We start from the raw sequence: 22,432 nt of genomic DNA, 5'->3' as shown, positions 1-22,432 counted from the left end.
GGCCCCGGCAGGCGCACATGATCGCCGCCGGCGTGGCCGCTGGTCGTCGTTCCCCGAATCCCTGTCCCCTTGCCGGGCCGCTTCGTCGCGCCCGCGTTCTCGTACGAGGTCTCTCGCATGTCCGATGCGTTCATCGTCTGCTCCCACCTGTCCTTCTCCTGGCCTGACGACACGCCCGTCTTCAGCGACCTGTCCTTCACCGTGGGCGGCGGCCGTACCGGCCTCGTCGCCCCGAACGGTGCCGGCAAGAGCACGCTGCTCAAGCTGATCGCCGGCGAACACCTGCCCCGTGGCGGCAGCGTGTCCGTCGACGGCGTGCTCGGCTACCTGCCGCAGAGCCTGCCCCTCACCGGCGACCTGACCGTGGCCGAGGTCCTCGGCATCGCCCCCGTGATCGCCGCGCTGGACGCCATCGAATCGGGCGACGCCGGCGAGGAGCACTTCACCACGATCGGCAACGACTGGGACATCGAGGAGCGCACCCGTGCCCAGCTCGACCGGCTCGGGCTCGGCGACCTCGCGTTCGACCGCACGCTGCGCACGCTGAGCGGTGGCCAGGTCGTGTCGCTCGGCCTGGCCGCGCAGCTCCTCAAGCGGCCCGACGTCCTGCTGCTCGACGAGCCGACGAACAACCTCGACCTCGGCGCGCGCCGCAGGCTCCACGACGTGCTCGGCGACTGGAACGGCTGCCTGCTCGTGGTCAGCCACGACCGGGCGCTGCTCGACCGTATGGACCGCATCGCCGAGCTGGACCGGGGCGAGGTCCGCTTCTACGGCGGCAACTTCACGGCCTACGAGGAGGCCGTACGCACCGAGCAGGAGGCCGCCGAGCGCAGCGTGCGCAGCGCCGAGCAGGAGCTCAAGCGCGAGAAGCGGGAGATGCAGCAGGCTCGCGAGCGGGCCGAGCGCCGGGCGAGCAACGCCGCCCGCAACCTCAAGAACGCCGGACTGCCGCGCATCTTCGCCGGGAACATGAAGCGCGGCGCCCAGGAGGCCGCCGGGCGGGCTGGCCAGACGCACGCCGCCCGCGTGAGCGACGCCAAGGCCAGGCTCGACGAGGCGGGGCGTGCCCTGCGCGACGATCAGAAGATCGCGCTGCAACTGCCAGGGACCAACGTCCCCGCAGGCCGCACGGTCTTCCACGGCGAACACCTTCAGGCCCGCGGCCTGTTCGCCGAGCCCGGCATCGACCTGGTGATCCGGGGACCCGAACGCATCGCGCTGACCGGGCCCAACGGCGCGGGCAAGTCCACCCTGCTGCGCCTCGTCAACGGCGAGCTGGAGCCGGACGGCGGCACGACCAGGCGGGCCGACGGCCGGGTGGCCTACCTGTCGCAGCGGCTGGACCTGCTCGACGTCGAGCGCACCGTCGTCGAGAACCTGGCCGCGTTCGCGCCCGGCATGCTGGAAGCGGAGCGGATGAACCTGCTGGCCCGCTTCCTGTTCCGGGGCGCCCGAGCCCACCTGCCGGTCGGGGTGCTGTCGGGCGGCGAACGGCTGCGCGCCACCCTCGCGTGCGTGTTGTGCGCCGAGCCGGCGCCCCAGCTGCTGCTGCTCGACGAGCCCACCAACAACCTCGACCTGGTCAGCGTGGGGCAGCTGGAGAGCGCGCTCAGCGCGTACGAAGGGGCGTTCGTGGTGGTCAGCCACGACGAGCGGTTCCTCGCGGAGATCAAGGTGGAGCGCTGGCTGGAGCTGTCCGGAGGGCGGCTGCTGGAGACCGGGGCGCCCGCCGGTGAGTGACGCGCTGCTCGCCCGCGATCTCGTACGGACGCTGGGCGCGCGGCGCGTGCTCGACGGCGTCTCGCTCACCGCCGCACCCGGCCACCGGATCGGTCTGATCGGCGAGAACGGCGCGGGCAAGTCCACCCTGCTGCGGCTGCTGGCAGGGGCGGACGAGCCGGACTCCGGCACCGTCGTACGGCCCGCGGACCTGTGCTTCCTGCCCCAGGAGGCGCCGTTCGCCGACGACGCCACGGTCGCCGACGTGCTCGACGACGCCCTGCGAGAGGCCCGTACGGACCTGGCCGAGCTCGACCGGCTCACCCGGGCGCTCACCGAGGCCCCGGACGACGCCGCTCTCCTCGAAGCGTACGGGGCCCGGCTCGACCAGGCGCAACAGCGCGATTCCTGGGACGCCGACCGGCGCGCGGAGATCATCCTCGACCGGCTCGGCCTGGGCGGCGTGCCGTACGGGCGGGCGCTCGCGTCGATGTCAGGCGGGCAGCGCGGGCGGCTCGCCCTGGCGGCGCTCCTGATCAGGCAGCCCGCCGCGCTGCTGCTGGACGAGCCCACCAACCACCTGGACGATGCCGCCGCGGTGTTCGTGGAGGAGCAGCTGCGCGGCATGACAGGGGCGGTGGTCGTGGCCAGCCACGACCGGGCGTTCCTGGACGCGGTCTGCACCGACCTGGTCGATCTCGACCCGGCGGTGGACGGGCCCGTCCGGTACGGAGGCGGGTACGGCGCGTACCTGGCCGAGAAACGCGCCGAGCGCGAGCGCTGGGAGCGGCGCCACGCGGAAGAACAACAGGAGCTCGGCGAACTGCGCCGCGCCGTCGCGGTGACGGCGCGGCAACCGGCGATGGACGGCTTGCGACGCGACAACGAGAAGATGGGATACGGGCACCGCGCAGGACGCGTGCAGCAGCAGATCTCGCGGCGGGTCCGCAACGCCGCCCGCCGGCTCGCCGAACTGGAACGCGAGCAGGTCCCCGCCCCGCCACCCCCGCTCCGCTTCCACCCCCGCACCCTGGTCACCGTCATCGCCGATGCCGCGGAGGCCACCCACGGTGCGGGTGCCGGTGCCGTGGAGGCGGCTCGCGCCATCGCCGACGGTGCGGGTGCGGGTGCGGGTGCCGTGGAGGTGACCCGCGCCGTCGCCGACGGCGCGGGTGCGGGTGCCGGTGTCGCGGGGGCGGCCCATGCCACCGCCGACGGCGCGGGTATCGGTGCCGCGGAGGGCGCCTGCGATCCCCACGACGAAACCTTGCTGTCGCTGCGGGACGTGCGGGTGCCGGGACGGCTCTCGATCGACCGGCTCGACGTGGCGCCGGGAGAACGGCTGCTGGTCACCGGGCCGAACGGGGCCGGCAAGTCCACGCTCCTGGCGGTGCTGGCCGGACGGCTGGACGCCGAGGGAGATGTACGGCGACGGCGCGGGCTGACCGTCGGACTGCTGGCCCAGGACACCGTGTTCGAGCGGCCGGACCGCACGGTGCGGGAGACGTACGAGCGGGCGCTCGGTCCGGAGCGCGCCGAGTCCGTACCGCTGCGCTCGCTCGGCCTGATCAGCCCGCGTGACGTGGACCTGCGCGTGGGGGAGCTGTCGGTCGGCCAGCGCCGCCGGCTCGCGCTCGCGCTGCTGGTGGCCGATCCTCCCGTGGTGCTCCTGCTCGACGAGCCCACCAACCACCTCTCGCCCCGCCTGTCCGACGAGCTGGAAGAAGCCCTGGGCACCGACGGGCCCGGCGCGATCGTGATCGCCAGCCACGACCGATGGCTGCGTTCCCGCTGGCAGGGCCACCACATCCACCTGCCGCCGACATGTACGGGGCCTTTACCCGACCATGTGAAAGGGTGGTCGAGTGCGACCCCTGTTGTCCGCCTGGGGGACGAAGCCGGACAACCACTTCATCGTCGCAGGACACCGCCTCCGGACCGGCAGGCCGTCCACCCTGCTCACCGACGGCAACGCCCTGGGTGACGTGGCCGGGCACCCGGACGCCGGAAAGATCATCGCCAAGGGCGTCATCAGCGGCGGAACCGATGCCGAGTCGGTCACCGGGCCGCTGCTCGAATGCGCCAACTACTTCACCGACATCAGGATCGCGACCCGCCTGTTCGGCGGCGACATCAAGAAGCGCAAGATCGGCTGACGATGCGGACAAGGGGGAATGCCGCGATCGTTGTGGCAGGCATCCTCTGCGTGGCCGGATGTGCTCGTCAGGCGCGGTGGTACGGCATCGAGTCCGCTGCCGTCGCGCCTGACGGCCGTACGGTCACCGCCACGATCGTCGTGGGCGCGCCCGGCCCTGACGGGAAGTCGTGCCGGGAGGTCACCGACACCGACGTGAAGGAGTCGGCCGCGGAGGTGGTGATCGGCGTCGAAGTGCGCAACACCTGCGAACCCGTCTTCCCAGGGGAGAAGGCGCCGATGCGGAAGGGCATGGGGTACCCGCTGAACATCCGGCTCCAGCTGACGAAACTCCTGGCGGGCGGCGCCTGGTCGATCGAGCGACAGGGCGGGAGCTGTCCTGAGGCGATGGCTGAGGCGGTGACTGAGGCGGTGACTGAGGCGGTGACGTGCGGGCTTGATCGCCCCGCGCGACGCGCGCACGCCGTCCGCCTGATCACCCCGGAGCCGGAGCGCCCTCGCCAGAGGCTTTCCATGAGGTGGGATGGAGGTCGTGGATCGCGATCAGGGACGTTTCAGCTTCACCGCGAGGAAGGACGGCGCCCGGTGAAGCTTGTCGTAGGCGGCTTCGTCGATCTCCCTGAGGTCGGCCGTGGGGCGCGGTTCGACCAGCTGCTCCAGCACGAACCCCGCGGCCAACAGCTCGCCCAGGAAGGTCTCCAACGGCAGCCGCTGGTAGTGGATCGAGAGCTCGCTGTCTCCAAGAGGCAGGTCTCTCCAGTCGTGGCTGAAGTACGAGCCTCCGAAGTGGCGCCAGTCGGCTGTGGGATGGGTGGTCGACACCAGGAGCCATCCACCTGGTCGCAGGACGCGGCGTAGTTCACCCAGCAGCTGCGCACGGTTCCTGACGTGCTCGTACACGAGGGCGCAGAGCACCCCGTCGAAGGATGCGTCAGCGGCGAAACCGAGTGGCTCTTCGAGATCATGGAGCAGGAGTTCTGCATGGCCGTTCACGCGTGCTCGCGCGTGGCGCAGCAGGGTGGCGCTGCCTTCGATTCCGACCACCTGGGCACCGCGGGCTGCGAGCTCGGCCGCGTAGTGGCCTGCCCCACAGCCGACATCCAGGATTCTGGCCCCGGAGACATCACCCGCGAGTCGCAGCATCGCGGGTCGGTCGGTATAGGCGTTGTAGGGGCTCGTCTCCGCATGTCCGGCGAAATGATCGCCGAGCGCGTCATGGTAAGCGGTCGCCTTGTGCATCGGGACATCATGGCGTGGCCACACGTCCGTCGTCATCGAGTTCCAGCGAGATGGTGAACGGCGTCCCGGGTTCCTGCCATGGGTTTCTACAGGCCCCTTGGCGGAGCGTCCGGCGGTGCGGCGCGCCTTCGTCGGCCTGCTGCTCGGTGGGCCGGGGATGAGGGACGAACCTCCGCACCGTCGGTATGGAGATCAGCCACCGCCAGGCGATCGTGAGAGTGGTATCGGTCCTTTTCGTTGGCTGCCCGAGTTGGAACGCCTTCGGCTGCCGCCCTTGGCCTCTTACACTCCCGGCATGGATCTGCGGCAGCTCACAGACAAGGTCGAAGCGGTATCGAGCGCCTATGCCCGCAAGCACGGGATATCCCGGGACGACACCTGGTTCCTGCTCAAGCTTCAGGAAGAAGTCGGTGAGCTGACGCAGGCGTTCCTCATGCGCTCTGGGCAAGCCAGAGATAAGGGGTGCTCTCCAGATGAGCTGGAACTGGGCTTCCGATCCGAGCTTGCGGATGTTTTGTCGCAGGTCCTGCTGATGGCACGACATCACGGAGTCGATCTGGAGGCGGAGGTCGAGCGGAAGTGGATGCCGTGGCACCCCGATCGGCTTTCTACGCGGGATGAGAGCGGAAACGGCATGCACTGATCTGAGTCAGCCCCACCTCAGCCACCCATCCACCGGTCACGGCTGGTCGTGATCATCCCGGAGCCGAGCGCCCCCGCCGGAGGCATGGTTGTCTTTTCGCCATTGAGTGATTGCGCAAACGAGTGCTCCGAGCATCATCCCGAATCCCGCCTTTACCGTAATATCGAGCGTTTCGGAGCTCGCGGCGAAGGAACCGCCGAAGACGCCGGACGAGCTGACCAGAGCAAGAAGAAGCAAGGCCGCGCCGGCGCCTAAGAATCCAGTTCGGAAGGTCGTGAGTGCGGTGCCAGGGCTCATGATGGCACCCCATGTGGCGTTGCCGAGAACGGCCAGAGGGAGCAGGACGACGAGTGGGTCAAAGAAGGTCATCACAGCGGCTGATCGTAAAGCAGTAGTGACGGGACCGGAATGGCTGTGAAGAAGGGTGGCGCATCCCGATCGCGGCCCGAGTGGCGGGCGCGCGCGAACGGCCCCCAGGCCGCACACGCAGCGTGGGGGCCGCAAGCTCGGGCCGCATGGCGGCGCGGAGCGCCGCCCTTGATACCTACAAGAACACTCCGGCAGTGCTCGGGCTACGAACCTTGTCCTGCGTAGGGCGGCGTTGAAAATGGATATGTAGGCGGCGCTCCAAGAACCGGGTGCCCTTCAACGCCCGGTGGTGCCGTCGATCTGCTCGCGGAGGATATCGGCGTGGCCGGCGTGGCGAGCGGTCTCGCTTGTCATGTGGGCAAGGACCCAGCGCAACGTCCGGAACTCACCATCGACGGGCTCAGCCACCGGAGCCGCCGGGTCACCTGCAGCGCGAATCGCGGCATCGCTTACCTGGATCGCCGTGTGGTAGTCGGCCAGAACTTGCGCGGCATCGAGCTCGGCCACATCCATGCCGAAGTCCCGATCTTTCTCGGATTTGTCTCCGGCCACGTGGTACCCGAACCAGTAGCGTTCGGCTGCGGTCAGGTGATGGACCAGCCCGAGGAGGGTGGTTCCGGTGTCAACCAGGACGCGCCGTAGCTGCTCGTCGTCCAGCCCGTGGGTCTTCTTGAGCACCGATTCCCGCGCGAAGGTCAGGAACGCCAAGGTGGTGTCAAGCTCACCAGAGTCGTTGCGGGGCACCGGTTGACGTTGCGTCTCAGCCATGCCGTCACCCTACAGATCTCCCGACGATGGGCTGTGTGGGGGCCATCAGGAGGGGCGGGAGCGTGACGTTGCTGCAGCGACGAGCTCGACCAGGTCGGCCACGAGCTTGGGGCTGGCTGCGATGGTCGCGCGGGACGCCATGGTGTGCGGGCTGCCGTCGATGTCCACAACTGCGGCTCCGGCCTCTCGGTCGATGAGGAGGTTCGCGGCTGTGCCCCACTGGTCGTTGCTCAGCATGACGAGGACGTCGGTCCTGCCGTCAGCCACCCAGGCCAGATCAACCGCGGCTGACCCGAACATGCGGACTCGCTGCACGCGGGCGGCATGCTCGTGGGCGTGGGCGAGACGGGGCGGTTTCGTTCCTGGGTGTTGTTGCCCGCGGCGTAGTCGCCGATGGACACGATGCCTGCATGCAGGTTACGAGTGTCACGGACTTGGGTCTCGTCCCCGTTGGCTTGGGCGCCTGCTCCCTCGGCAGCGAAAAAAGATCAAAGCCCAGGTCCCGATTTTCTCGGTTGACCTGGGCTTTCGTCGTTGGAGCGGGTGACGGGAATCGTACCCGCGCTGTCAGCTTGCGAAGCGTACGGATCCGGCCACGTAGGGCCGCTGACCTGGGCGACGGGCCGGTCCTGAGTGACCCACTGTCAATCATGTCGTGGGACTGGACAGTCTGGGCGCCGTTGAAGTTCCGCTCCAGGGATCAGTGCGAGGTCAGGGGGTGTCGTAGCCGATCCAGTTGATGTACCAGCCGAACTGCTGGGCCATGGCGGGAGTCAGTTCGCGGTCGTCGCGCCATTTGAGGTAGACGCTGAACTTGTTGGCGGTGATGTCGTAGACCGCACTGGTGCCGACCAGGTCATACTGCATGCCGCCGGCGCCTCCGATGGAGGTGAGGTAGACAGGGTCGCCGGTGAACTCACCTGCGCTGGTGTCCACGTCGATGCAGATGCTGTCGGGAGCGTAAGCCCTCCAGCCCTGTCCGGGGCGAGTCTTTCCTGAAGCCGTTCGGCCGTGCTTCGCGAACACGGTCCCCCACTCATGGGTGCCCGCCCGATACACGTTCAGCCCTTCCTTGGGGAAGCTGATCCATCCGTCGTCACTGTGTCGTCCCTGCACCCATTTGGTGTTGACGCCGTTGACGTCGGCCTTGTCGGCGTGCACGTTTCCCCACGCTCCGCTTCCCTGGCGGACGTCGAGCCCATCCTTGGGGAAGCTGATCTTTCCGTCGTCGGCGCTTCGCCCTTGCACCCATTCGGTGTTCACGCCGTTCAAGAGGGCCTTGTCGGCCGTCACGGCACCCTGCCCGCCCGTGTTGTCGAAGATCTCCGCCCCTGAGTCGGTGAAGGTGACGCGCCCCTTGTGCGCCGTCCCCTGGACCCAGGGTGTGTCGATGCCGTCGGTTGCGGTGAGCGATTCCAGCACGGGATGGCGCACCTGCACGGTGGTGGTGAGGAAGTGCTGCTTCCGGGTGATGGGGTCGGTGGCGACGAGGATGTAGGTGGTAGCCCGCTGCGGGGTGGGCGGTGACCAGGTACCCCCCGAGACGGGGCTCCGCCCGCCGGGGAACACGGTCTCATAGGTGAAGTCGGGAGACCCGTCCCAGCTCAGCGTGAGGTTTTCTCCGGTGTCCAGCATCGCCTTGTCCGGGCGGAAGTCGCGCGGTGCCGGAATCTCCTTTGCTGTCGCCTTCGCCAGCGGCACCGACGCGTACTTGGTCTCCCACCCGGTATCGGTTTTGAGAATTTCTTTCACTATCAGCACAGCCACCCCGGCGGTGGGGGCGACGGTGACGTTCTCGAGTGTCAGCAACATGTAGTCGCCGGGTTCGAAAGCGGCTATGCGACCGCTCTGGGGGGTGATCTCGAGAACGTTGGTGCCCTGCTGCTGGATGTTCACCGGCTGGGTGTCGGGCTCGATTCGGAAGTCCGTCTGGGTGCCCAGGGTGTCGGTGTACTCGCCCTTCAGCTTGATGGTGTCGATTTCCCTGGTCAGGTGGCCTGCGCGGTCGCCGACAGGCACCCTCACCTCGATCCTTAACCAGGCCACCTCCTCTCCGGTGTTGGTGACCATCAGATACACCGTCCCTGTGGACGGGGACCGCCCGTCCACAGACGCCTCCAGCGACGTTGGATCGGTGAGGACGGTGTAGGTCAGTGCACTCATTCTCAAGACTCCTTCTCTTGGCGAACAGCGCAGGCTGATGCCCTGCGCACTACGAGAGGACCGGGCCGGGCGAACAGGCGGCAGCACGGGTAAGGCGTCCGGAACCGCCGCTGGTGACGCACTACAGAAGAGCCTCCCTAGATCCAAACGTCAGGATGAGAGCGCAACAAGAGCACTCAAGGGGGGCATGACCAGGCGCTTCGGGGATACCCTTGGCGTCTTGACAAGCCTTCATGACAACCATTACCGGCCACGACGGAAATGAAGCGCATCATGCAGGTCTGGATGAGACAGCGACGGAAAATGCCGACATACTCCGCAGAACACACAATGGTGGCGTGGCCGGATTCGGATACATAAAACCGAAAGTCGGCGGTGATCCAGACATGACACGGCACCGCCAAGGGAGCGGTGCCTCAGCGTCCTCAGTCATGGGCCACGCGACTACTCGGGCCGCGTTGATCTATCTGCGCCCCGAGAGCGAGCGAGACAAGCCTCTCGCTGAGGGCATGGGCAAGCCGGCCGAGGAGATCATGCGCAGGGGCGAGGATCGAGAGGGATCGGGCACGTAGCGGGCATGGAAGATCGACGAGGCGGCGGAAATGAACAGGGCCCAGGTCGGAACCTGCTTTCTGATCTGGGCCTTCGTGTGTGGAGCGGTGACGGGAATCGAACCCGCGCTGTCAGCGTGGGAACCATCTACTGATCTTGCTGTGCTGAGCTGGGAAAACGGGGGTGCAAGTCAGAGTGAGTCGAGTGACCGTGAGTATCCGTGAGTTACCTCGGCTGCCCGTCTGTCCTGGCACGGATCTGGCACGTGGATCATGTCGGCTTCAGCGCAGAGGGAGCGCCCGGACGCGGATACCTCCGGTGGTGAAAGCCGCGATCGCGCCTGTTTGAAGGTGCTGCTCGAGAACCTCGAGATTAGCCAAGATGATGTTGACCAAGTCGGGTGGACGAAGCTCTACCAGCTCTCGTACGAGGATACGGAGGGTTCGGTCGCGCGGGCGTGGGCCAGGAGCGCGCCGAAGTCGGTGTCGGCGGAGATGATGGTCCGCCCGTCCACGATGGCGAGTTCCATGATCATGGTGTCGGGGGCGCTCGTTGCCAGGAGATCGCGTACATGGGTCGCGTTGTGACCAGCTTTGGTCAGCAGCTCGGCAACGCGGGGTGAGAGGTTCTCATCGACCAGAAAGTTCACGCTGGCTCGCGGAGACGGTAGAAGTGGACATTCGTGGACGCCGCTGCGTACTCGAGCGCCTGCTTGATGTCCTCCCGCTCCAAGTCCGGATAGTCCGAGAGGATCTCGTCGAAGGTCCATCCGCCGGCGACGAGCCGTACCACCGTCTCAACCGTGATGCGCAGACCACGGACGGCGGGCCTGCCTTCGAGCTTGTCAGGCTCGACGGTGATCCGATCGAAGTCGATGATGTCTCCCTCCCCTGCTGATACTGCCAGGTTGGCCGGGAAGGAGCGACGGAGATACCCCGCAGGGGGCCAATGCGTTTGCGTCTTCGACGCCATCATGACGACGGCATCGCGTGTGGAGCGGGTGGCAGGAATCGAACCCGCGCTGTCAGATTGGGAACTGCAACGATCACCCGATGCGGAGGCGCCGACCTGGGCGGGAAGCCGGTCCTGAGCAACCGTGATCGACCCCTTGTTCCCCTGGCTAATTGCACGCTAATCGCACGGCGATCACGGGCCCACCTGGCCGTCTACCGCTCCTTTCCCTCGGCGTGGCGGCGGGCGGCCATCGTGGCCATCGCGGAGTTGATCACGTCTAGCACGGCCTGCACCTGCTCGCGCTCGACTCCCATTCGGGGCTGGAAGTCCCAATCGTCGAGATGGACGCCGTTGCAGATCTCGTTGAGCGCGTTACTGATCGCAAGGACATCGTCAGGTTCGAGGCTAACCGTGATCACGTCGGCTGACGTATGGATGATGTCCACGGCGCCATTCTTGCCTTTGGTAGCGCACCTGCGTACCCCTGGCGATCATCCCGAGCCGGGGCGCCCCTGCTGGAGCGAGACAAGATGGTCGCCGACAGCATGGGCAAGCTCGCTGAAGACGCTCCGAAGAACGAAGATCAGGAGGGATCGGGCACGTAACGGGCACGGAAGATCAAACTAGGCGGCAGAAAGATCGAAAGCCAGGTCGGGAAACCATCCCTGACCTGGCTTTTCGCAGTGAGAGCGGGTGACGGGAATCGAACCCGCGCTGTCAGCTTGGGAAGCTGATGTTCTGCCATTGAACTACACCCGCATCGGCCGGAGCCGCGCCCACCACTGTAGCGGAAATCTGGCCCACTTCAGCAACCCCGCAGGCGCTGAGTCTCCCGTAGCACACGGTAAGTTGCTCAGCGTGCTGCTTTCTGACAGAGACATCCTTGCCGAAATCGAGTCCGGGCGTGTCAAGCTGGACCCGTTCGACAAGGACATGATCCAACCGTCCAGCATCGACGTACGGCTCGACCGGTACTTCAGGGTGTTCGAGAACCACCGGTACCCGCACATCGATCCCGCTGTGGAGCAGCCTGATCTGACCCGGATGGTGGAGCCCGAGGGGGACGAGCCCTTCATCCTGCATCCGGGGGAGTTCGTGCTGGCCAGCACGTACGAGGTGATCACGCTGCCCGACGACCTGGCGAGCCGGTTGGAGGGCAAGAGCTCGCTGGGCCGGCTGGGGTTGCTGACGCACTCGACGGCGGGGTTCATCGATCCGGGGTTCTCGGGGCACGTGACGTTGGAGCTGTCCAATGTCGCCACGTTGCCGATCAAGCTGTGGCCTGGGATGAAGATCGGCCAGCTGTGCATGTTCCGGTTGAGCTCTCCGGCGGAGCATCCCTACGGGTCGGAGAAGTACGGCTCCCGCTACCAGGGACAGCGTGGGCCTACGCCCTCGCGGTCGTTCAGGAACTTCCACCGGACGGCTGTCTGAGGGTCCGGACGGCAATCTGAGGTCCGGACGGCTGTCCTGAGGGCCTGGACGGTCGTCCGAGGGCCCGGGGTCGTCCGAGGGCCCGGACGGTCATCCGAAGGGCCTGACGGCTGTCTGAGGCCCGGGCGGCTGTCTGGCTGGGAGTCCAGGCAGCCATCTGCGGGGCCGGACGGTCATCCATGAGGGCTGGCGGTCATCCACGAGGGCGGACGGTCATCCACGGGGGCGGTTGGTCATCTCCGGGCCGTCGGCGCCGGGTCGGCTGCTCATGGCCGGACGGCCGGCGATGTCGTTCGTGGGGCCGGTGGTGGGGGTGGCCGTGTGCGGCGGGCGTTCACCGCGAGGGGGCAGGTCGCCTGTGGCAGGGCAGCCGTCGGGTCAGCTCCCCATGCCGGAGGGCGGCTGAGGGTACGGCGCGGCCGAGGCCAGGCGTCGATCCGCCAGGGCCGGGGAAGCCCATGAGGGCCCAGCGTGATGAGCGAGGCGTCGGCTCGTGGTGCGACAGGTCAGTCTCCGGTACGCCAGGCGAGGCCCGGGCGTGGCCGAATCTGCCATCGGGTCCGGCCGGCTTCGACGGGAAGTCGGGCTGGCATCGGCAAGGGAAGCCGGGTCAGGCGCCGGCAGGGAAGCCGGGCCAGGCGCTGGCAAGGGCGGCTGGGTTGGTGTCGGCCAGGGAAGCCGGATCAGGCGCCGGCAGGGAAGCCGGGGCGGGCGTCGTCGGCAGGAGAGGCCGGGGTCGGATCCGGAGAAGGGCAGGTGCCGGCCCGAGGTCGAGAGGTCAGATCTGTATGGCGGGGTTGGCTGTCCGCCTGCGCGACGTATCCGGATTCGTCCCCGTGGCGTGGTCGCTCGTCTCCAGGCTGTCACACCCGCCGCACCAATCATCCCTCATCACTCCGCAACCGGCGGCCCATACCCCTGCCAAGCCGTCAACCCCCGTCAAAGCGGCCACGGACAAAATGGTCTTCAAACTACCCCCGACCCCGGTGTCGCAGTTCATACGGCGGGTAGCGAGAAGGAGAAGAGTAGGTGTGCGCACCATGAAGTTCGCATTTCCGCTGGTAACCCGTACCCTTCTCTGCGGACCATCCCCGCACATGTGGAGAACGACGTGCGCCTGCGTCTCACGCCTCGTGAGGACAGCTACTACGACCTGTTCGCCGACTCCGCGAACAACCTGGTCACGGCATCGCGTTTGCTGGTGGAGATCATCAGCGACGGCTCGGACAGGGAAGCGCTGGCCGAGAAGATGCGCGCCTGCGAGCACGCCGGCGACGAACGCACTCATGCGATCATGAACCGGCTGAATGAGAGTTTCATCACGCCTTTCGACCGCGAGGACATCTACCGTCTCGCCTCGAACCTGGATGACGTGATGGACGCCATGGAAGAGGCTTCCGACCTCATCGTCCTTTACAAGATCGACCATCTGCCGAAGGACGTCGTCCGCCAGGTGGAGGTGTTGGAGCGGGCCGCGGAGCTGACTGCGGAGGCCATGCCGCGCCTGCGCTCGATGAAGAACCTGAACGAGTACTGGATCGAGGTCAACCGCCTGGAGAACCAGGGCGACCAGGTCTACAGGAAGCTGCTGGCCAAGCTCTTCAGCGGTGAGTACGACGCTCTCACCGTCATGAAGATGAAGGAGGTCATCGACCGCCTGGAGGAGGCCGCGGACGCGTTCGAGCACGTGGCCAACACCGTCGAGTCGATCGCGGTCAAGGAAAGCTAAGTGGACCTCACGCTCGTCCTCGTCATCGGCGTGGTGGTCGTGGCGTTGGTGTTCGACTACACCAACGGTTTCCACGACGCGGCGAACGCCATCGCGACGTCGGTGTCAACGCGCGCGCTCACTCCGCGCGCGGCGCTCTTCCTGGCCGCGGCGATGAACTTCATCGGCGCGCACCTGGGCACCCAGGTGGCGCAGACCGTCGGCAAGGGCATCATCGACGCGCCGGAGGGCACTCACGGCCTGGTCGTCGTGGCCGCGGGGCTCATCGGCGCGATCACCTGGAACCTCGTGACCTGGTACTTCGGTCTGCCCTCCTCCTCCAGTCACGCGCTCATCGGCGGCCTGGTGGGGTCCGCGCTGGCGGCGGCCAGTGTGGTGCACTGGGACGGCGTCGTGGACAAGGTCGTCATCCCGATGATCCTGTCGCCCCTGGTCGGGTTCTCGCTCGCCGCAGCGATCATGATCGCAATCTACTGGATCTTCCGGAACGCGCAACCCGGTCGCACCAACAGAGGCTTCCGTTACGCGCAGACCGTCTCGGCCGCCGCGATGGCGCTGGGCCACGGTCTGCAGGACGCGCAGAAGACGATGGGTGTGATCTTCCTGGCGCTGGTCGTCGGCGGTTACGCCGCGCCCACCGACCCGATCCCGCAGTGGGTGATCCTGTCGGCGGCCGGCGCGATCTCGCTGGGGACGTACGCCGGTGGCTGGCGCATCATGCGCACGCTGGGCCGCAGGATCATCGCCCTCGACCCGCCGCAGGGTTTCGCCGCCGAGTCCGCCGCCGCCACGGTTCTGTACGTCGCGGCGATCGGTTTCGGCGCTCCCATCTCGACCACGCACACGATCACCAGCGCGATCATGGGCGTGGGCGCCACCAAGCGGCTGTCGGCCGTGCGGTGGGGAGTGGCGGGCAACATCGTGACCGCGTGGATCCTGACGATTCCGGCGGCGGCGCTGGTGGCGGCGCTGTCGTACTTCGCTCTTCACGCCCTGATCGAGTAGCCCTGACCGACTAGCCCCGATCGAGTAGCCCTGATCGAGCAGCCCTGACCGAGTAGCCCCGATCGAGCAGCCCTCATCGCGTCGAGCAGCCCTCGGCGCGTCGAGCGCTCCTCGTCACGTCGAGGGGCCGCTCACCGCGTCGAGCGCTTCCCGCCGAGTCGAGTGACCCTCGTCAAGCCGGGCGGCCGCTCGTCGCGTGGGGCGGCGCTCATCGCGTCGCCGCGTACATCACGTCGATGTCCCAGCGGTTGAACCCGAGGGACTCGTACAGCCGGATGGCCGCCGTGTTGGCCTCGTCCACGTACAGCATCGCCTGGGCGAGGCCACGCGAGCGCAGGTGGCGCAGGCCGGCGAGGGTGAGCGCCCGGCCCAGGCCGGTGCCCTGCTGGGACGGGTCGACGCCGACGACGTAGACCTCGCCGAGCGGTTCGTGGCCGTGCTCCTCGGAGGAGGATCCGTGGATCTTCGTCCAGTGGAAGCCCACCAGCCGCGAATCACGAAAAGCTAGGAAAAATCCGGACGGGTCGAACCAGGGTTCGGCCTCGCGCCGCAGGACGTCGTCAAGCGTCCACGCGCCCTGCTCCGGGTGCTGGGCGAACGAGGCGGCGTTCACCTTGAGCCACGCCTCCTCGTCCTCGCCGGGCACGAACGTGCGCAGCCGTACCCCGTCGGGCAGCGGCGCGGCCGGCAGCGGCGCGAACAGGGAGCGGCGCATCTGCCACAGCGACCGCATCCGCTCGAAGTCGAGCGAGGCCGCCAGGGCCGCCGCGCCGGTGTGGTCGCCGTGGGCCCACAGCCGCAACCGCCCGCCCGCCACCTCCAGTACGGCCCGCAGCAACGTCCTGCCGTGCCCCCTGCGGCGGAAGGCCGGGTGGACGACCAGTTCGCCGCTCGGCCCCGCGACCTCGTCGGTCGGGTCCACGTGCGCGTAGCCGGCAGGCGCGTCGCCGTCGTAGAGCAGCAGGGAGCGGGCCCGCTCGTCACCGCCGTAGCGCAGGTGCAGCATCACGTGCTCGTTGAGCGGGCGGACCCCGTCGGCCTCCGTGGCCGCCTCAACGACACCCAGCACGTCGGTGATTTCCTGGTCATCGAGACGTCCCCGCTCGACCACGCGCACAGTCATGGATCGAACTCTAAGCGGCTGACTGGCAAATAACGCCATGTGGGGGCCCGACGAATCGTTACCTTTCAGACGTCTGTTGCATAGTTCGCCGCCGTAACGTCTGCAGGCATGATCTCTCGCTCCTTCCTCCCGCTCGCCGTCGCGGGCGCCGTCGGCCTGGGCGGGTTAACGCTCGTCGCCGGGCCCGCCGAAGCGGCCAGGCCCGAGCGGACGGTTCCCGTCCGCCTGCTGACGATCAACGACCTCCACGGCAACCTGGAGCCGCCGAGCGGGTCCAGCAGCCGCATCCTCGACCCCAACGGCCCGCTCGTCGACGTCGACGGCAAGCTGACCGGGATCGTGGGCGGCAAGTACTCGATCGCCGGTGGCGCCGCCTTCCTGGCCGCGCACGTCAAGCAGCGCCAGGACGCCAACACCCTGCTGGTGGCGGCCGGCGACCTGATCGGCGCCTCGCCGCTGATCTCGGCCGCCTACCACGACGAGCCGACCCTCGAGGTGCTCGGCCAGATGGGGCTCGCGGCCTCCTCGGCGGGCAACCACGAGTTCGACGAGGGCTACACCGAGCTGAAGCGCCTGATGAACGGCGGGTGCCACCCCGTCGACGGCTGCCACCCCGACAGCCCGTGGGCCGGCACCGACTTCGACTTCCTCGCCGCCAACGTGGTGAAGGAGCGCAGCGGCAGGTACGCGCTCCCGCCGTACTTCATCAAGAGGGTCAACGGCGTCAAGGTGGGCTTCATCGGCCTGGTGACGGCCACGACCCCGACCATCGTCTCCTCCGGCGGCATCCAGGGCCTGAAGTTCACCGAGGAGGTCGCCGCGGCCAACAAGGTGTCCAGGATGCTGGCCCGCGCCGGCGTCAAGGCGCAGGTCGTGCTGGTCCACGAGGGTGACCAGATCACCCCGAACCAGGACCCGAGCGCCTGCTCGGTCACCCCCGGCGCCGGCTCGCGCATCGCCTCCGGCCTGGACCCGCAGGTCGACGTGGTCGTCAGCGGCCACTCCCACCAGGCCTACATCTGCAAGGCGACCGACCCCGCGGGGCAGCCGCGCGTCTACACGCAGGGCTCGTCCTTCGGCCGCGTGCTCACGCAGATCGACTTCAAGGTCGACCGGCGCTCGGGTGACGTCGTACGGTCCTCGGTCGTGGCGGGCAACCACGTCGTCACCCGTGACGTCACCCCGGACCAGCCGGTCGGCGACACGGTCACCAAGTGGAGAGCCCGCAGCGAGGCCATCGCGAACAAGCCGGTCGGCAAGATCAGCGCCGACGTCGGCACCGGCGCCGCCCCCTCCGGCGAGACGCCGCTCGGCGACCTGATCGCCGACAGCCAGCTCGAGGCGACCAGGACGGGCGGCAACGCGCAGATCGCGTTCATGAACCCGGGTGGCGTGCGCGCGCCGCTCACCTTCGCCGGCTCGCCCGCCAACGAGGGCGACGGTGTGGTGACGTACGGCGAGGCGTTCACCGTCCAGCCGTTCAACAACCTCACCCAGGTGATCACGCTGACCGGCGCCCAGCTCAAGACGGTGCTGGAGCAGCAGTTCGTCGGCGGGCCGAACAACCAGCCGTTCACCAGGATCCTCCAGCCGTCGGCGAACTTCACCTACACCTACAGCAAGAGCGCCCCGTGGGGCTCGAAGGTGTCGAACATGAAGATCGACGGCGTCGCGGTGACCGACACCCAGTCGATCCGCGTGGCGGTGAACAACTTCCTCGTCGGCGGCGGTGACGCCTTCGCCGAGTTCAAGAACGGCACCGACCTGTGGAGCGGTCCGCTGGACATCGACGCCTTCGTCGCGTACCTGGGCGGACACAGCCCCGTCGCCCCGCCCGCGACCAACCGCATCACGGTCGTGGACTGACACTCGACCGTCCAGGGCCCGCGCCGACTATCCGGTTGCGGGCCCTGGCCCCGATCTGATCGGGTACGCGCATGCTGACCGGAACCCTTGTCCGCCTGCGCGCCATGGAGCCGGGCGACGCCGACTTGATCATCATGGGTCTCCTCGAAACGGACCCGCGCTACTGATGCCGCCCTTCTCCGCGTTCGCGGCCGGCGGCCGGGCGGCGCTCCTCGGCGGAAGGACCACGTTCGACCGGCCTCCGGTGGAGGGCTCGCCCCGGTGGGGCGCCGCGGCGGTGCTCAGGCCCTCGGCTCCGGCCCTCGACCGGCTGGCCGGCCTGGCGGCGGAGCTCGCCGCCGCGGTGGGTCCCGGCCACTGGGTCCACGGCGGCGACGCGCTGCACGTCACGCTGCGCTCGCTGGAGCCGTACCGGCGGGAGGTCGCCGAGCGCCGGGTCTACGGCGCGGCCCTGGCGGCGGCGGCCGAGGGCCTGCCGGCCGTCCGGCTGGAGCTGCGAGGGGTGATCCCGCACCACGGCGGGGTCCTGGTCTGGGGCACGCCCCTCGACGACACGCTCGTCACGCTGCAGCGGAGGTTCGCGCGCGAACTGGGGACGTGGGGCGCCTTCGAGGACTGGACGCGCGACATCTGGTACGTCAGCCTGGCTCACTTCGCGAGCCCGGTGACGGCGCCCGAGCGGATCGCCGCATGGTGCGACGAGCGGTCCGGCGTGCGGGTCGGGGTCGCGGAGTTCGCCGTCGCCGAGATCGCGCAGGCCGTGTACACCGGCACGGGCATCCGCCTGGAGACGCTCGAGAGCGCCCCTCTCGGCCGGGGTCTGAACGCCGGGGGTCTGAACGCCGGGGGTCTGAACACCGGCGGGTCTGAACACCGGCGGGTCTGAACACCGGGGGGTCTGAACGCCGGCGGGTCTGAACGCCGGGGGATCCGAACGAGGGGGAGGGCCGGCTGACGAAGGGGAGGGCCGGCTAGACGTGGGCCGGGCTGTCGGCGTCGGCGCTGCCGCGGTCGGGCACGAAGCGGTAGCCGACGTTGCGCACCGTTCCGATCAGCGACTCGTACTCGGGCCCCAGCTTCGCCCGCAGCCGCCGCACGTGCACGTCGACGGTCCTGGTGCCGCCGAAGTAGTCGTAGCCCCACACCTCCTGCAGCAGCTGGGCCCTGGTGAAGACCCGGCCCGGGTGCTGGGCGAGGTACTTCAGCAGCTCGAACTCCTTGAAGGTGAGGTCGAGGGCGCGTCCCCGCAGCCTGGCGGTGTAGGTCGCCTCGTCGATGGCCAGGTCGCCGCTGCGGATCTCGTCGGGGACCTCGTCGGCCGCCGCCAGGGACAGCCGCCCGGTGGCCAGGCGCAGCCGGGCCTCCACCTCGGCCGGGCCGGCGCTGTCGAGCAGGACGTCGTCGACGCCCCACTCGGCGGTCATCGCCGCCAGGCCGCCCTCGGTGACGATCACGAGAAGCGGGCAGTCGACGCCCGTGGTGCGGATCAGCCGGCACAGGCTCTTCGCGTGGACGAGTTCGCGTCTGGCGTCGACGAGCACGGCGTCGGCCGGTGGCGCGTCGATGAGGGCGGAGGCCTCGGCGGGCGCGACACGGATGGAGTGGAGCAGCAGGCCCAGTGCAGGCAGCACCTCGGCGGAGGGTTCCAGGGCGTTGGTCAGCAGGAGCAGGTTGCTCATTTCGACTCCTCTGGTAGGGCCTGCGTGTTCGCCGTGCGCGTGTCGTGCCGTACAAACACATGTGGGACCCGGGGGCTGCGTCGCCCGGATCCCTTCGTAGGTGAGGATAACCCACGTGATTGCCGCGACCTGGTGGTGTCCACCTGGTGAGCAGGCGTTCGTATGAAACATCTTCGTTAACGAACCCGCACAATGGAACGGAATTGATTGTGAGGTAGCTATGGCCACCGGAAAAGTTCGCTATTGGGCCGCGGCGAAGGAAGCGGCCGGTGTGGCGGAGGAGGTTTTCGAGGCCGACACGCTGGATCGGCTCATGACAAGAATCACAGCGGATCGGGACGAACTCGCCAGAGTGGTGCGCCGCTCGTCATTCCTGGTGAACGGCAACCCTGTCGGCAAACGCGAGCATTCCTCGGTGATCCTGCCCGAAGGGGCCGTTGTGGAGATCCTTCCTCCCTTCGCCGGAGGATAAGGTAGCGCCCAGGCACCCCCCCGAAGGAGCCCGATGCGCAAGCTGATCATCCTGCTGATCGTGCTGATCGTCCTGCTCGTGGCCGTGGACCGGGTGGCGGTTTCCGGCGTGCAGCGCGACATCGCCAACAGGATCGCGGCCGCCTCCGACCTGTCGGGCACCCCGACCGTCACGATCGAGGGGATCCCGTTCCTCACCCAGGCGATCGCGGGCCGCTATCAGGAGGTTCGCTTCGACCTGGGCACGCTGACGTACAACAGTGTCAAGGTGGAGAACCTGAGCGGCGCCGCCTACGACGTCCGGGCCCCGCTCGCCGACGTCATCCAGAACAAGGCGCAGATCGTCGCGGGCCGGGTGAGCGTGCGCGGCACCCTGTCCAGGTCCACCGTCGACAGGTTCGCGCCACGCGGGGTGAAGATCGGCGGCACGGGTGACACCCTGACCGCCTCCGGCGAGGTCAACCTCGGCGTGACGAAGGTGAAGTTCACCGCCGACATGCGGGTCGAGCTCGTCGACGGCGGCATCAGGGTGACGGCCGAGAAGGTCAACGGCATGCCGGCCAAGGCCGCCGGCCTGCTCAGCTACACGATCCCGCTCAAGGCCAAGCTCCCGTTCGACGTGAAGGTGACGGGCGTGAAGACCGTCCCCGCCGGGCTGGAGATCACCGCCGAGGCAAGTGACGTACCTCTCCGTGGCTGACTTCGAACCGGTACGGCGCGCCGTACGTGATGAGGGGGTGAGCCCAGCAGGCACAGCCGACGAGGAACTCGTGAGAACCCTCTTCGACGAGCACGCGGGGCCGCTCTACGGTTACGTACTGCGACTGACCGGGGACCCTGGCCGAGCGGAGGATGTCGTGCAGGAGACGCTGCTGCGGGCATGGCGGCATCCTGAGGCGGTCTCGGGGCGTCCGATCAGGGCGTGGCTGTTCACAGTGGCTCGCAACCTCGTCGTCGACCAGCACCGCGCGAGAAAGGCCAGACCCCAGGAGACAGGGGACGAGGCGCTCGCCGTCATCCCCGCCGACGACGAGCTCGAGAAGGCCGTCGAGTCGTGGGCGGTGGCGGAGGCGCTGGCCGCGCTGCGGCCGGAGCACCGTGACGTGCTGCTGGAGGTCTACTATCGGGGGCGATCGGTGAAGGAGGCGGCGGAGACGCTGGGCATCCCGGCCGGCACCGTGAAGTCGCGGACCTACTACGCGCTGCGGGCGCTGAAGCTCGCCCTGGAAGAGCGGGGGCTGGCGCCGTGACGTGCGAGGAGGTACGGCTGTCGCTCGGCGCCTACACGCTCGGGGCGCTCGACCCCGAGGAGGCGCTGGAGGTCGAGGTCCACCTGGCTTCGTGCGAGGGGTGCACCGACGAGCTGATGGAGCTCGAGGGGGTCTCCTCGTTCCTGGCGAAGGTGTCGGAGCAGGATGTGGTGCTGGTCGCGAGCCCTCCTCGTGAGGTGCTCGACCGGCTGCTGAACGACCGGGTGAAGCGGCACCGGCGGACCCGGCTGCTGCTGGCCGTCGCGGCCTCGGTCGCGGTGCTCGCGGTGGGCGGCACGGTCTGGACCGGGATCCAGCAGCGCGCGTCGCAGTCCACGGCGGCGGCGCCCGCGAGCACGCAGGCCGACATGGGGCAGGGCGCCGCGCCCGAGCACGCCGGGGAGGCCACGAAGGCGCCCAAGGCGAACACCCCCGAGCAGCCCATGATCGCCCAGGACCTCCCGCGGGCCGACACCAGAGCCGCGCCCTCGGAGTCCCCGTCGGCCGCGCTCAAGTCCCAGGGGACGGCCTTCCAGGGGAGCAGGAACGGGGTCAGCGCCACGGTCACCGTGACGCCGGGCATGCCCCTCCAGGTGCAGGTCAGCGGCGTTGCCGCGGACACCGAATGCACGCTGGTCGTGGTGCGCAAGAGCGGCGGGCGCGAGGTCACCGGGTCGTGGAAGGTCAGGGCGAACCGCTACGAGGAGGGCTCGGAGGTCTACCACGTGGCGAGCCGCACGCCGCTGGCGGCCATCCGCGCCTTCGAGATCAGGGACGCCGCCGACCGGGTCCTGGTCACGGTCGACGCCAGGTAGGGAAGAATCCCGGCCCGGCGCCGGTTGCACCAGGCGATGGCAGGCTGGTGGGTGGCGCTGGCGACGCTGGCGCTGGGCACGGTGATCGGGGTGGTGAAGCTGCGCCGCGACGGACGCATGCGCGACGCGGGCCGGACGCTCACGGCCGACGCGCTCGGCGCCGAGCTGGGCGAGCGCGCGACCCTGGTGCAGTTCTCGACGGCGTTCTGCCAGCCGTGCCGGGCGACGCGCCGGGTGCTGGCCGACGTGAGCGGCCTGGTGCCGGGGGTCAGGCACGTGGAGATCGACGCCGAGTCACGGCTCGACCTCGTGCGCCGGCTCGACATCATGCGCACGCCGACCGTCCTGGTGCTCGACGGGGCGGGCAACGTCGTGAAGAGGGCCTCAGGCCAGCCCAGGAAGGCGGACGTCATCGCGGTCCTGGGCACGATCGTGTCTCACGAGCCGGACGAGATGTGACAGACGGCGAGACGACAGGTAGTGTCGTCGCCATGA

The 22,432-nt window shown here is 68.5% G+C and carries 25 protein-coding genes and 1 tRNA gene; 14 read left to right on the top strand and 12 right to left on the bottom strand.

What is annotated here, in order from left to right; all coding sequences use genetic code 11:
• Positions 1 to 117 precede the first annotated feature (117 nt).
• From ABZX22_RS27715 to ABZX22_RS27705, 3 genes are read left to right on the top strand one after another with little or no spacing between them, the layout of a single operon-like run.
• The gene (locus tag ABZX22_RS27715; protein WP_354914162.1) at positions 118 to 1,743 is read left to right on the top strand and encodes an ABC-F family ATP-binding cassette domain-containing protein; all 1,626 of its coding nucleotides are present in this window, start codon (positions 118 to 120) and stop codon (positions 1,741 to 1,743) included.
• The gene (locus ABZX22_RS27710; protein WP_354914160.1) at positions 1,736 to 3,706 is read left to right on the top strand and encodes an ABC-F family ATP-binding cassette domain-containing protein; all 1,971 of its coding nucleotides are present in this window, start codon (positions 1,736 to 1,738) and stop codon (positions 3,704 to 3,706) included. The genes ABZX22_RS27715 and ABZX22_RS27710 overlap by 8 nt, the downstream gene beginning before the upstream one ends.
• Before the next feature lies 1 nt (position 3,707).
• Positions 3,708 to 3,878 (top strand): hypothetical protein, encoded by a 171-nt coding sequence (locus ABZX22_RS27705; protein WP_354914158.1) that lies wholly within the window; start codon positions 3,708 to 3,710, stop codon positions 3,876 to 3,878.
• 67 nt (positions 3,879 to 3,945) lie between these two features.
• On the opposite strand, the gene ABZX22_RS27700 is transcribed toward ABZX22_RS27705, so the two are convergent.
• Together ABZX22_RS27700 and ABZX22_RS27695 are read right to left on the bottom strand one after the other, a co-directional pair.
• Positions 3,946 to 4,188 (bottom strand): hypothetical protein, encoded by a 243-nt coding sequence (locus ABZX22_RS27700; protein WP_354914156.1) that lies wholly within the window; start codon positions 4,186 to 4,188, stop codon positions 3,946 to 3,948.
• Between the two features lie 232 nt (positions 4,189 to 4,420).
• Complete coding sequence (locus tag ABZX22_RS27695; protein WP_354914154.1) at positions 4,421 to 5,116, bottom strand: class I SAM-dependent methyltransferase; 696 nt, start codon at positions 5,114 to 5,116, stop codon at positions 4,421 to 4,423.
• A gap of 295 nt (positions 5,117 to 5,411) precedes the next feature.
• On the opposite strand from ABZX22_RS27695, the gene ABZX22_RS27690 reads away from it, so the two are divergent.
• Positions 5,412 to 5,759 (top strand): pyrophosphatase, encoded by a 348-nt coding sequence (locus ABZX22_RS27690; RefSeq protein ID WP_354914152.1) that lies wholly within the window; start codon positions 5,412 to 5,414, stop codon positions 5,757 to 5,759.
• 36 nt (positions 5,760 to 5,795) lie between these two features.
• On the opposite strand, the gene ABZX22_RS27685 is transcribed toward ABZX22_RS27690, so the two are convergent.
• The 8 genes from ABZX22_RS27685 to ABZX22_RS27650 all read right to left on the bottom strand — a co-directional run bounded on the left by ABZX22_RS27685 (position 5,796) and on the right by ABZX22_RS27650 (position 11,324).
• Positions 5,796 to 6,131 carry a hypothetical protein gene (locus ABZX22_RS27685; protein WP_354914150.1) on the bottom strand — a complete coding sequence of 112 codons (336 nt, stop codon included), beginning with the start codon at positions 6,129 to 6,131 and terminating at the stop codon, positions 5,796 to 5,798.
• Between the two features lie 273 nt (positions 6,132 to 6,404).
• On the bottom strand, positions 6,405 to 6,896 hold the full coding sequence (locus ABZX22_RS27680) for a DinB family protein (RefSeq protein WP_354914148.1): 492 nt from the start codon (positions 6,894 to 6,896) through the stop codon (positions 6,405 to 6,407).
• Between the two features lie 45 nt (positions 6,897 to 6,941).
• Positions 6,942 to 7,196, bottom strand: coding sequence for an inositol monophosphatase family protein (locus ABZX22_RS27675; protein WP_354914147.1), 255 nt, complete (start codon positions 7,194 to 7,196; stop codon positions 6,942 to 6,944).
• A 411-nt stretch (positions 7,197 to 7,607) separates the two neighbouring features.
• The gene (locus ABZX22_RS27670; RefSeq protein WP_354914146.1) at positions 7,608 to 9,059 is read right to left on the bottom strand and encodes a hypothetical protein; all 1,452 of its coding nucleotides are present in this window, start codon (positions 9,057 to 9,059) and stop codon (positions 7,608 to 7,610) included.
• 964 nt (positions 9,060 to 10,023) lie between these two features.
• The gene (locus ABZX22_RS27665; RefSeq protein ID WP_354914144.1) at positions 10,024 to 10,260 is read right to left on the bottom strand and encodes a DUF5615 family PIN-like protein; all 237 of its coding nucleotides are present in this window, start codon (positions 10,258 to 10,260) and stop codon (positions 10,024 to 10,026) included.
• Positions 10,257 to 10,586 carry a DUF433 domain-containing protein gene (locus ABZX22_RS27660; RefSeq protein WP_354914142.1) on the bottom strand — a complete coding sequence of 110 codons (330 nt, stop codon included), beginning with the start codon at positions 10,584 to 10,586 and terminating at the stop codon, positions 10,257 to 10,259. Before ABZX22_RS27660 ends, ABZX22_RS27665 begins: the two co-directional genes overlap by 4 nt.
• A gap of 191 nt (positions 10,587 to 10,777) precedes the next feature.
• Entirely contained in the window at positions 10,778 to 11,011 is a 234-nt protein-coding gene (locus ABZX22_RS27655; protein ID WP_354914140.1) for a hypothetical protein, read from the bottom strand.
• Between the two features lie 242 nt (positions 11,012 to 11,253).
• Positions 11,254 to 11,324: transfer RNA gene (locus ABZX22_RS27650), tRNA-Gly, on the bottom strand.
• Between the two features lie 99 nt (positions 11,325 to 11,423).
• Between ABZX22_RS27650 and dcd the strand changes: the two genes are divergently transcribed.
• From dcd to ABZX22_RS27635, 3 genes are all read left to right on the top strand, one after another.
• Positions 11,424 to 11,999, top strand: coding sequence for a dCTP deaminase (gene dcd / locus ABZX22_RS27645; RefSeq protein ID WP_354914139.1), 576 nt, complete (start codon positions 11,424 to 11,426; stop codon positions 11,997 to 11,999).
• Between the two features lie 1,111 nt (positions 12,000 to 13,110).
• The gene (locus ABZX22_RS27640) at positions 13,111 to 13,728 is read left to right on the top strand and encodes a DUF47 family protein (RefSeq protein WP_354914137.1); all 618 of its coding nucleotides are present in this window, start codon (positions 13,111 to 13,113) and stop codon (positions 13,726 to 13,728) included.
• A complete protein-coding gene (locus tag ABZX22_RS27635) occupies positions 13,729 to 14,733 on the top strand; it encodes an inorganic phosphate transporter (protein WP_354914135.1) in 1,005 nt (334 codons plus the stop codon).
• 208 nt (positions 14,734 to 14,941) lie between these two features.
• On the opposite strand, the gene mshD is transcribed toward ABZX22_RS27635, so the two are convergent.
• On the bottom strand, positions 14,942 to 15,856 hold the full coding sequence (gene mshD, locus ABZX22_RS27630) for a mycothiol synthase (protein ID WP_354914133.1): 915 nt from the start codon (positions 15,854 to 15,856) through the stop codon (positions 14,942 to 14,944).
• Positions 15,857 to 15,964: 108 nt separating this feature from the next.
• Between mshD and ABZX22_RS27625 the strand changes: the two genes are divergently transcribed.
• Both ABZX22_RS27625 and ABZX22_RS27620 read left to right on the top strand, forming a co-directional pair.
• Complete coding sequence (locus ABZX22_RS27625) at positions 15,965 to 17,722, top strand: bifunctional metallophosphatase/5'-nucleotidase (protein ID WP_354914131.1); 1,758 nt, start codon at positions 15,965 to 15,967, stop codon at positions 17,720 to 17,722.
• A gap of 166 nt (positions 17,723 to 17,888) precedes the next feature.
• Positions 17,889 to 18,608, top strand: coding sequence for a hypothetical protein (locus ABZX22_RS27620; protein WP_354914129.1), 720 nt, complete (start codon positions 17,889 to 17,891; stop codon positions 18,606 to 18,608).
• Between the two features lie 85 nt (positions 18,609 to 18,693).
• Here the strand turns inward: ABZX22_RS27620 and ABZX22_RS27615 are convergent, their stop codons facing one another.
• Positions 18,694 to 19,401, bottom strand: coding sequence for a response regulator transcription factor (locus tag ABZX22_RS27615; RefSeq protein ID WP_354914127.1), 708 nt, complete (start codon positions 19,399 to 19,401; stop codon positions 18,694 to 18,696).
• A gap of 220 nt (positions 19,402 to 19,621) precedes the next feature.
• On the opposite strand from ABZX22_RS27615, the gene ABZX22_RS27610 reads away from it, so the two are divergent.
• Genes ABZX22_RS27610 through ABZX22_RS27590 form a run of 5 tightly spaced genes read left to right on the top strand, consistent with a single transcriptional unit; the run spans position 19,622 to position 22,396 of the window.
• Positions 19,622 to 19,873, top strand: coding sequence for a MoaD/ThiS family protein (locus tag ABZX22_RS27610; protein WP_354914125.1), 252 nt, complete (start codon positions 19,622 to 19,624; stop codon positions 19,871 to 19,873).
• Positions 19,874 to 19,906: 33 nt separating this feature from the next.
• The gene (locus ABZX22_RS27605; RefSeq protein WP_354914123.1) at positions 19,907 to 20,572 is read left to right on the top strand and encodes a DUF2993 domain-containing protein; all 666 of its coding nucleotides are present in this window, start codon (positions 19,907 to 19,909) and stop codon (positions 20,570 to 20,572) included.
• Positions 20,573 to 20,609: 37 nt separating this feature from the next.
• Positions 20,610 to 21,122: a sigma-70 family RNA polymerase sigma factor gene (locus ABZX22_RS27600; protein ID WP_354914188.1), complete on the top strand. Its 513-nt coding sequence runs from the start codon at positions 20,610 to 20,612 to the stop codon at positions 21,120 to 21,122.
• Positions 21,119 to 21,937 (top strand): zf-HC2 domain-containing protein, encoded by an 819-nt coding sequence (locus ABZX22_RS27595; RefSeq protein WP_354914122.1) that lies wholly within the window; start codon positions 21,119 to 21,121, stop codon positions 21,935 to 21,937. Before ABZX22_RS27600 ends, ABZX22_RS27595 begins: the two co-directional genes overlap by 4 nt.
• 36 nt (positions 21,938 to 21,973) lie before the next feature.
• Positions 21,974 to 22,396, top strand: coding sequence for a thioredoxin family protein (locus ABZX22_RS27590; RefSeq protein ID WP_354914120.1), 423 nt, complete (start codon positions 21,974 to 21,976; stop codon positions 22,394 to 22,396).
• Positions 22,397 to 22,432 lie beyond the last annotated feature (36 nt).

The organism is Nonomuraea sp. NPDC003804 (genome assembly GCF_040610675.1).
Taxonomy (GTDB): Bacteria; Actinomycetota; Actinomycetes; order Streptosporangiales; family Streptosporangiaceae; genus Nonomuraea.
The sequence above is the reverse complement of the archived record's forward strand: the minus strand, read 5'-3'. Positions and strand labels throughout refer to the sequence as shown.

Excerpts from the sequence above, each read along its gene's own strand:
- ABZX22_RS27715 (WP_354914162.1), top strand. The coding sequence starts at position 118 with ATGTCCGATGCGTTCATCGTCTGCTCCCACCTGTCCTTCTCCTGGCCT.
- ABZX22_RS27700 (WP_354914156.1), bottom strand. The coding sequence starts at position 4,188 with ATGTTCAGCGGGTACCCCATGCCCTTCCGCATCGGCGCCTTCTCCCCT.
- ABZX22_RS27695 (WP_354914154.1), bottom strand. The coding sequence starts at position 5,116 with ATGCACAAGGCGACCGCTTACCATGACGCGCTCGGCGATCATTTCGCC.
- ABZX22_RS27690 (WP_354914152.1), top strand. The coding sequence starts at position 5,412 with ATGGATCTGCGGCAGCTCACAGACAAGGTCGAAGCGGTATCGAGCGCC.
- ABZX22_RS27680 (WP_354914148.1), bottom strand. The coding sequence starts at position 6,896 with ATGGCTGAGACGCAACGTCAACCGGTGCCCCGCAACGACTCTGGTGAG.
- ABZX22_RS27675 (WP_354914147.1), bottom strand. The coding sequence starts at position 7,196 with ATGTTCGGGTCAGCCGCGGTTGATCTGGCCTGGGTGGCTGACGGCAGG.
- ABZX22_RS27670 (WP_354914146.1), bottom strand. The coding sequence starts at position 9,059 with ATGAGTGCACTGACCTACACCGTCCTCACCGATCCAACGTCGCTGGAG.
- ABZX22_RS27660 (WP_354914142.1), bottom strand. The coding sequence starts at position 10,586 with ATGATGGCGTCGAAGACGCAAACGCATTGGCCCCCTGCGGGGTATCTC.
- mshD (WP_354914133.1), bottom strand. The coding sequence starts at position 15,856 with ATGACTGTGCGCGTGGTCGAGCGGGGACGTCTCGATGACCAGGAAATC.
- ABZX22_RS27625 (WP_354914131.1), top strand. The coding sequence starts at position 15,965 with ATGATCTCTCGCTCCTTCCTCCCGCTCGCCGTCGCGGGCGCCGTCGGC.
- ABZX22_RS27620 (WP_354914129.1), top strand. The coding sequence starts at position 17,889 with ATGCCGCCCTTCTCCGCGTTCGCGGCCGGCGGCCGGGCGGCGCTCCTC.
- ABZX22_RS27615 (WP_354914127.1), bottom strand. The coding sequence starts at position 19,401 with ATGAGCAACCTGCTCCTGCTGACCAACGCCCTGGAACCCTCCGCCGAG.
- ABZX22_RS27610 (WP_354914125.1), top strand. The coding sequence starts at position 19,622 with ATGGCCACCGGAAAAGTTCGCTATTGGGCCGCGGCGAAGGAAGCGGCC.
- ABZX22_RS27605 (WP_354914123.1), top strand. The coding sequence starts at position 19,907 with ATGCGCAAGCTGATCATCCTGCTGATCGTGCTGATCGTCCTGCTCGTG.
- ABZX22_RS27590 (WP_354914120.1), top strand. The coding sequence starts at position 21,974 with ATGGCAGGCTGGTGGGTGGCGCTGGCGACGCTGGCGCTGGGCACGGTG.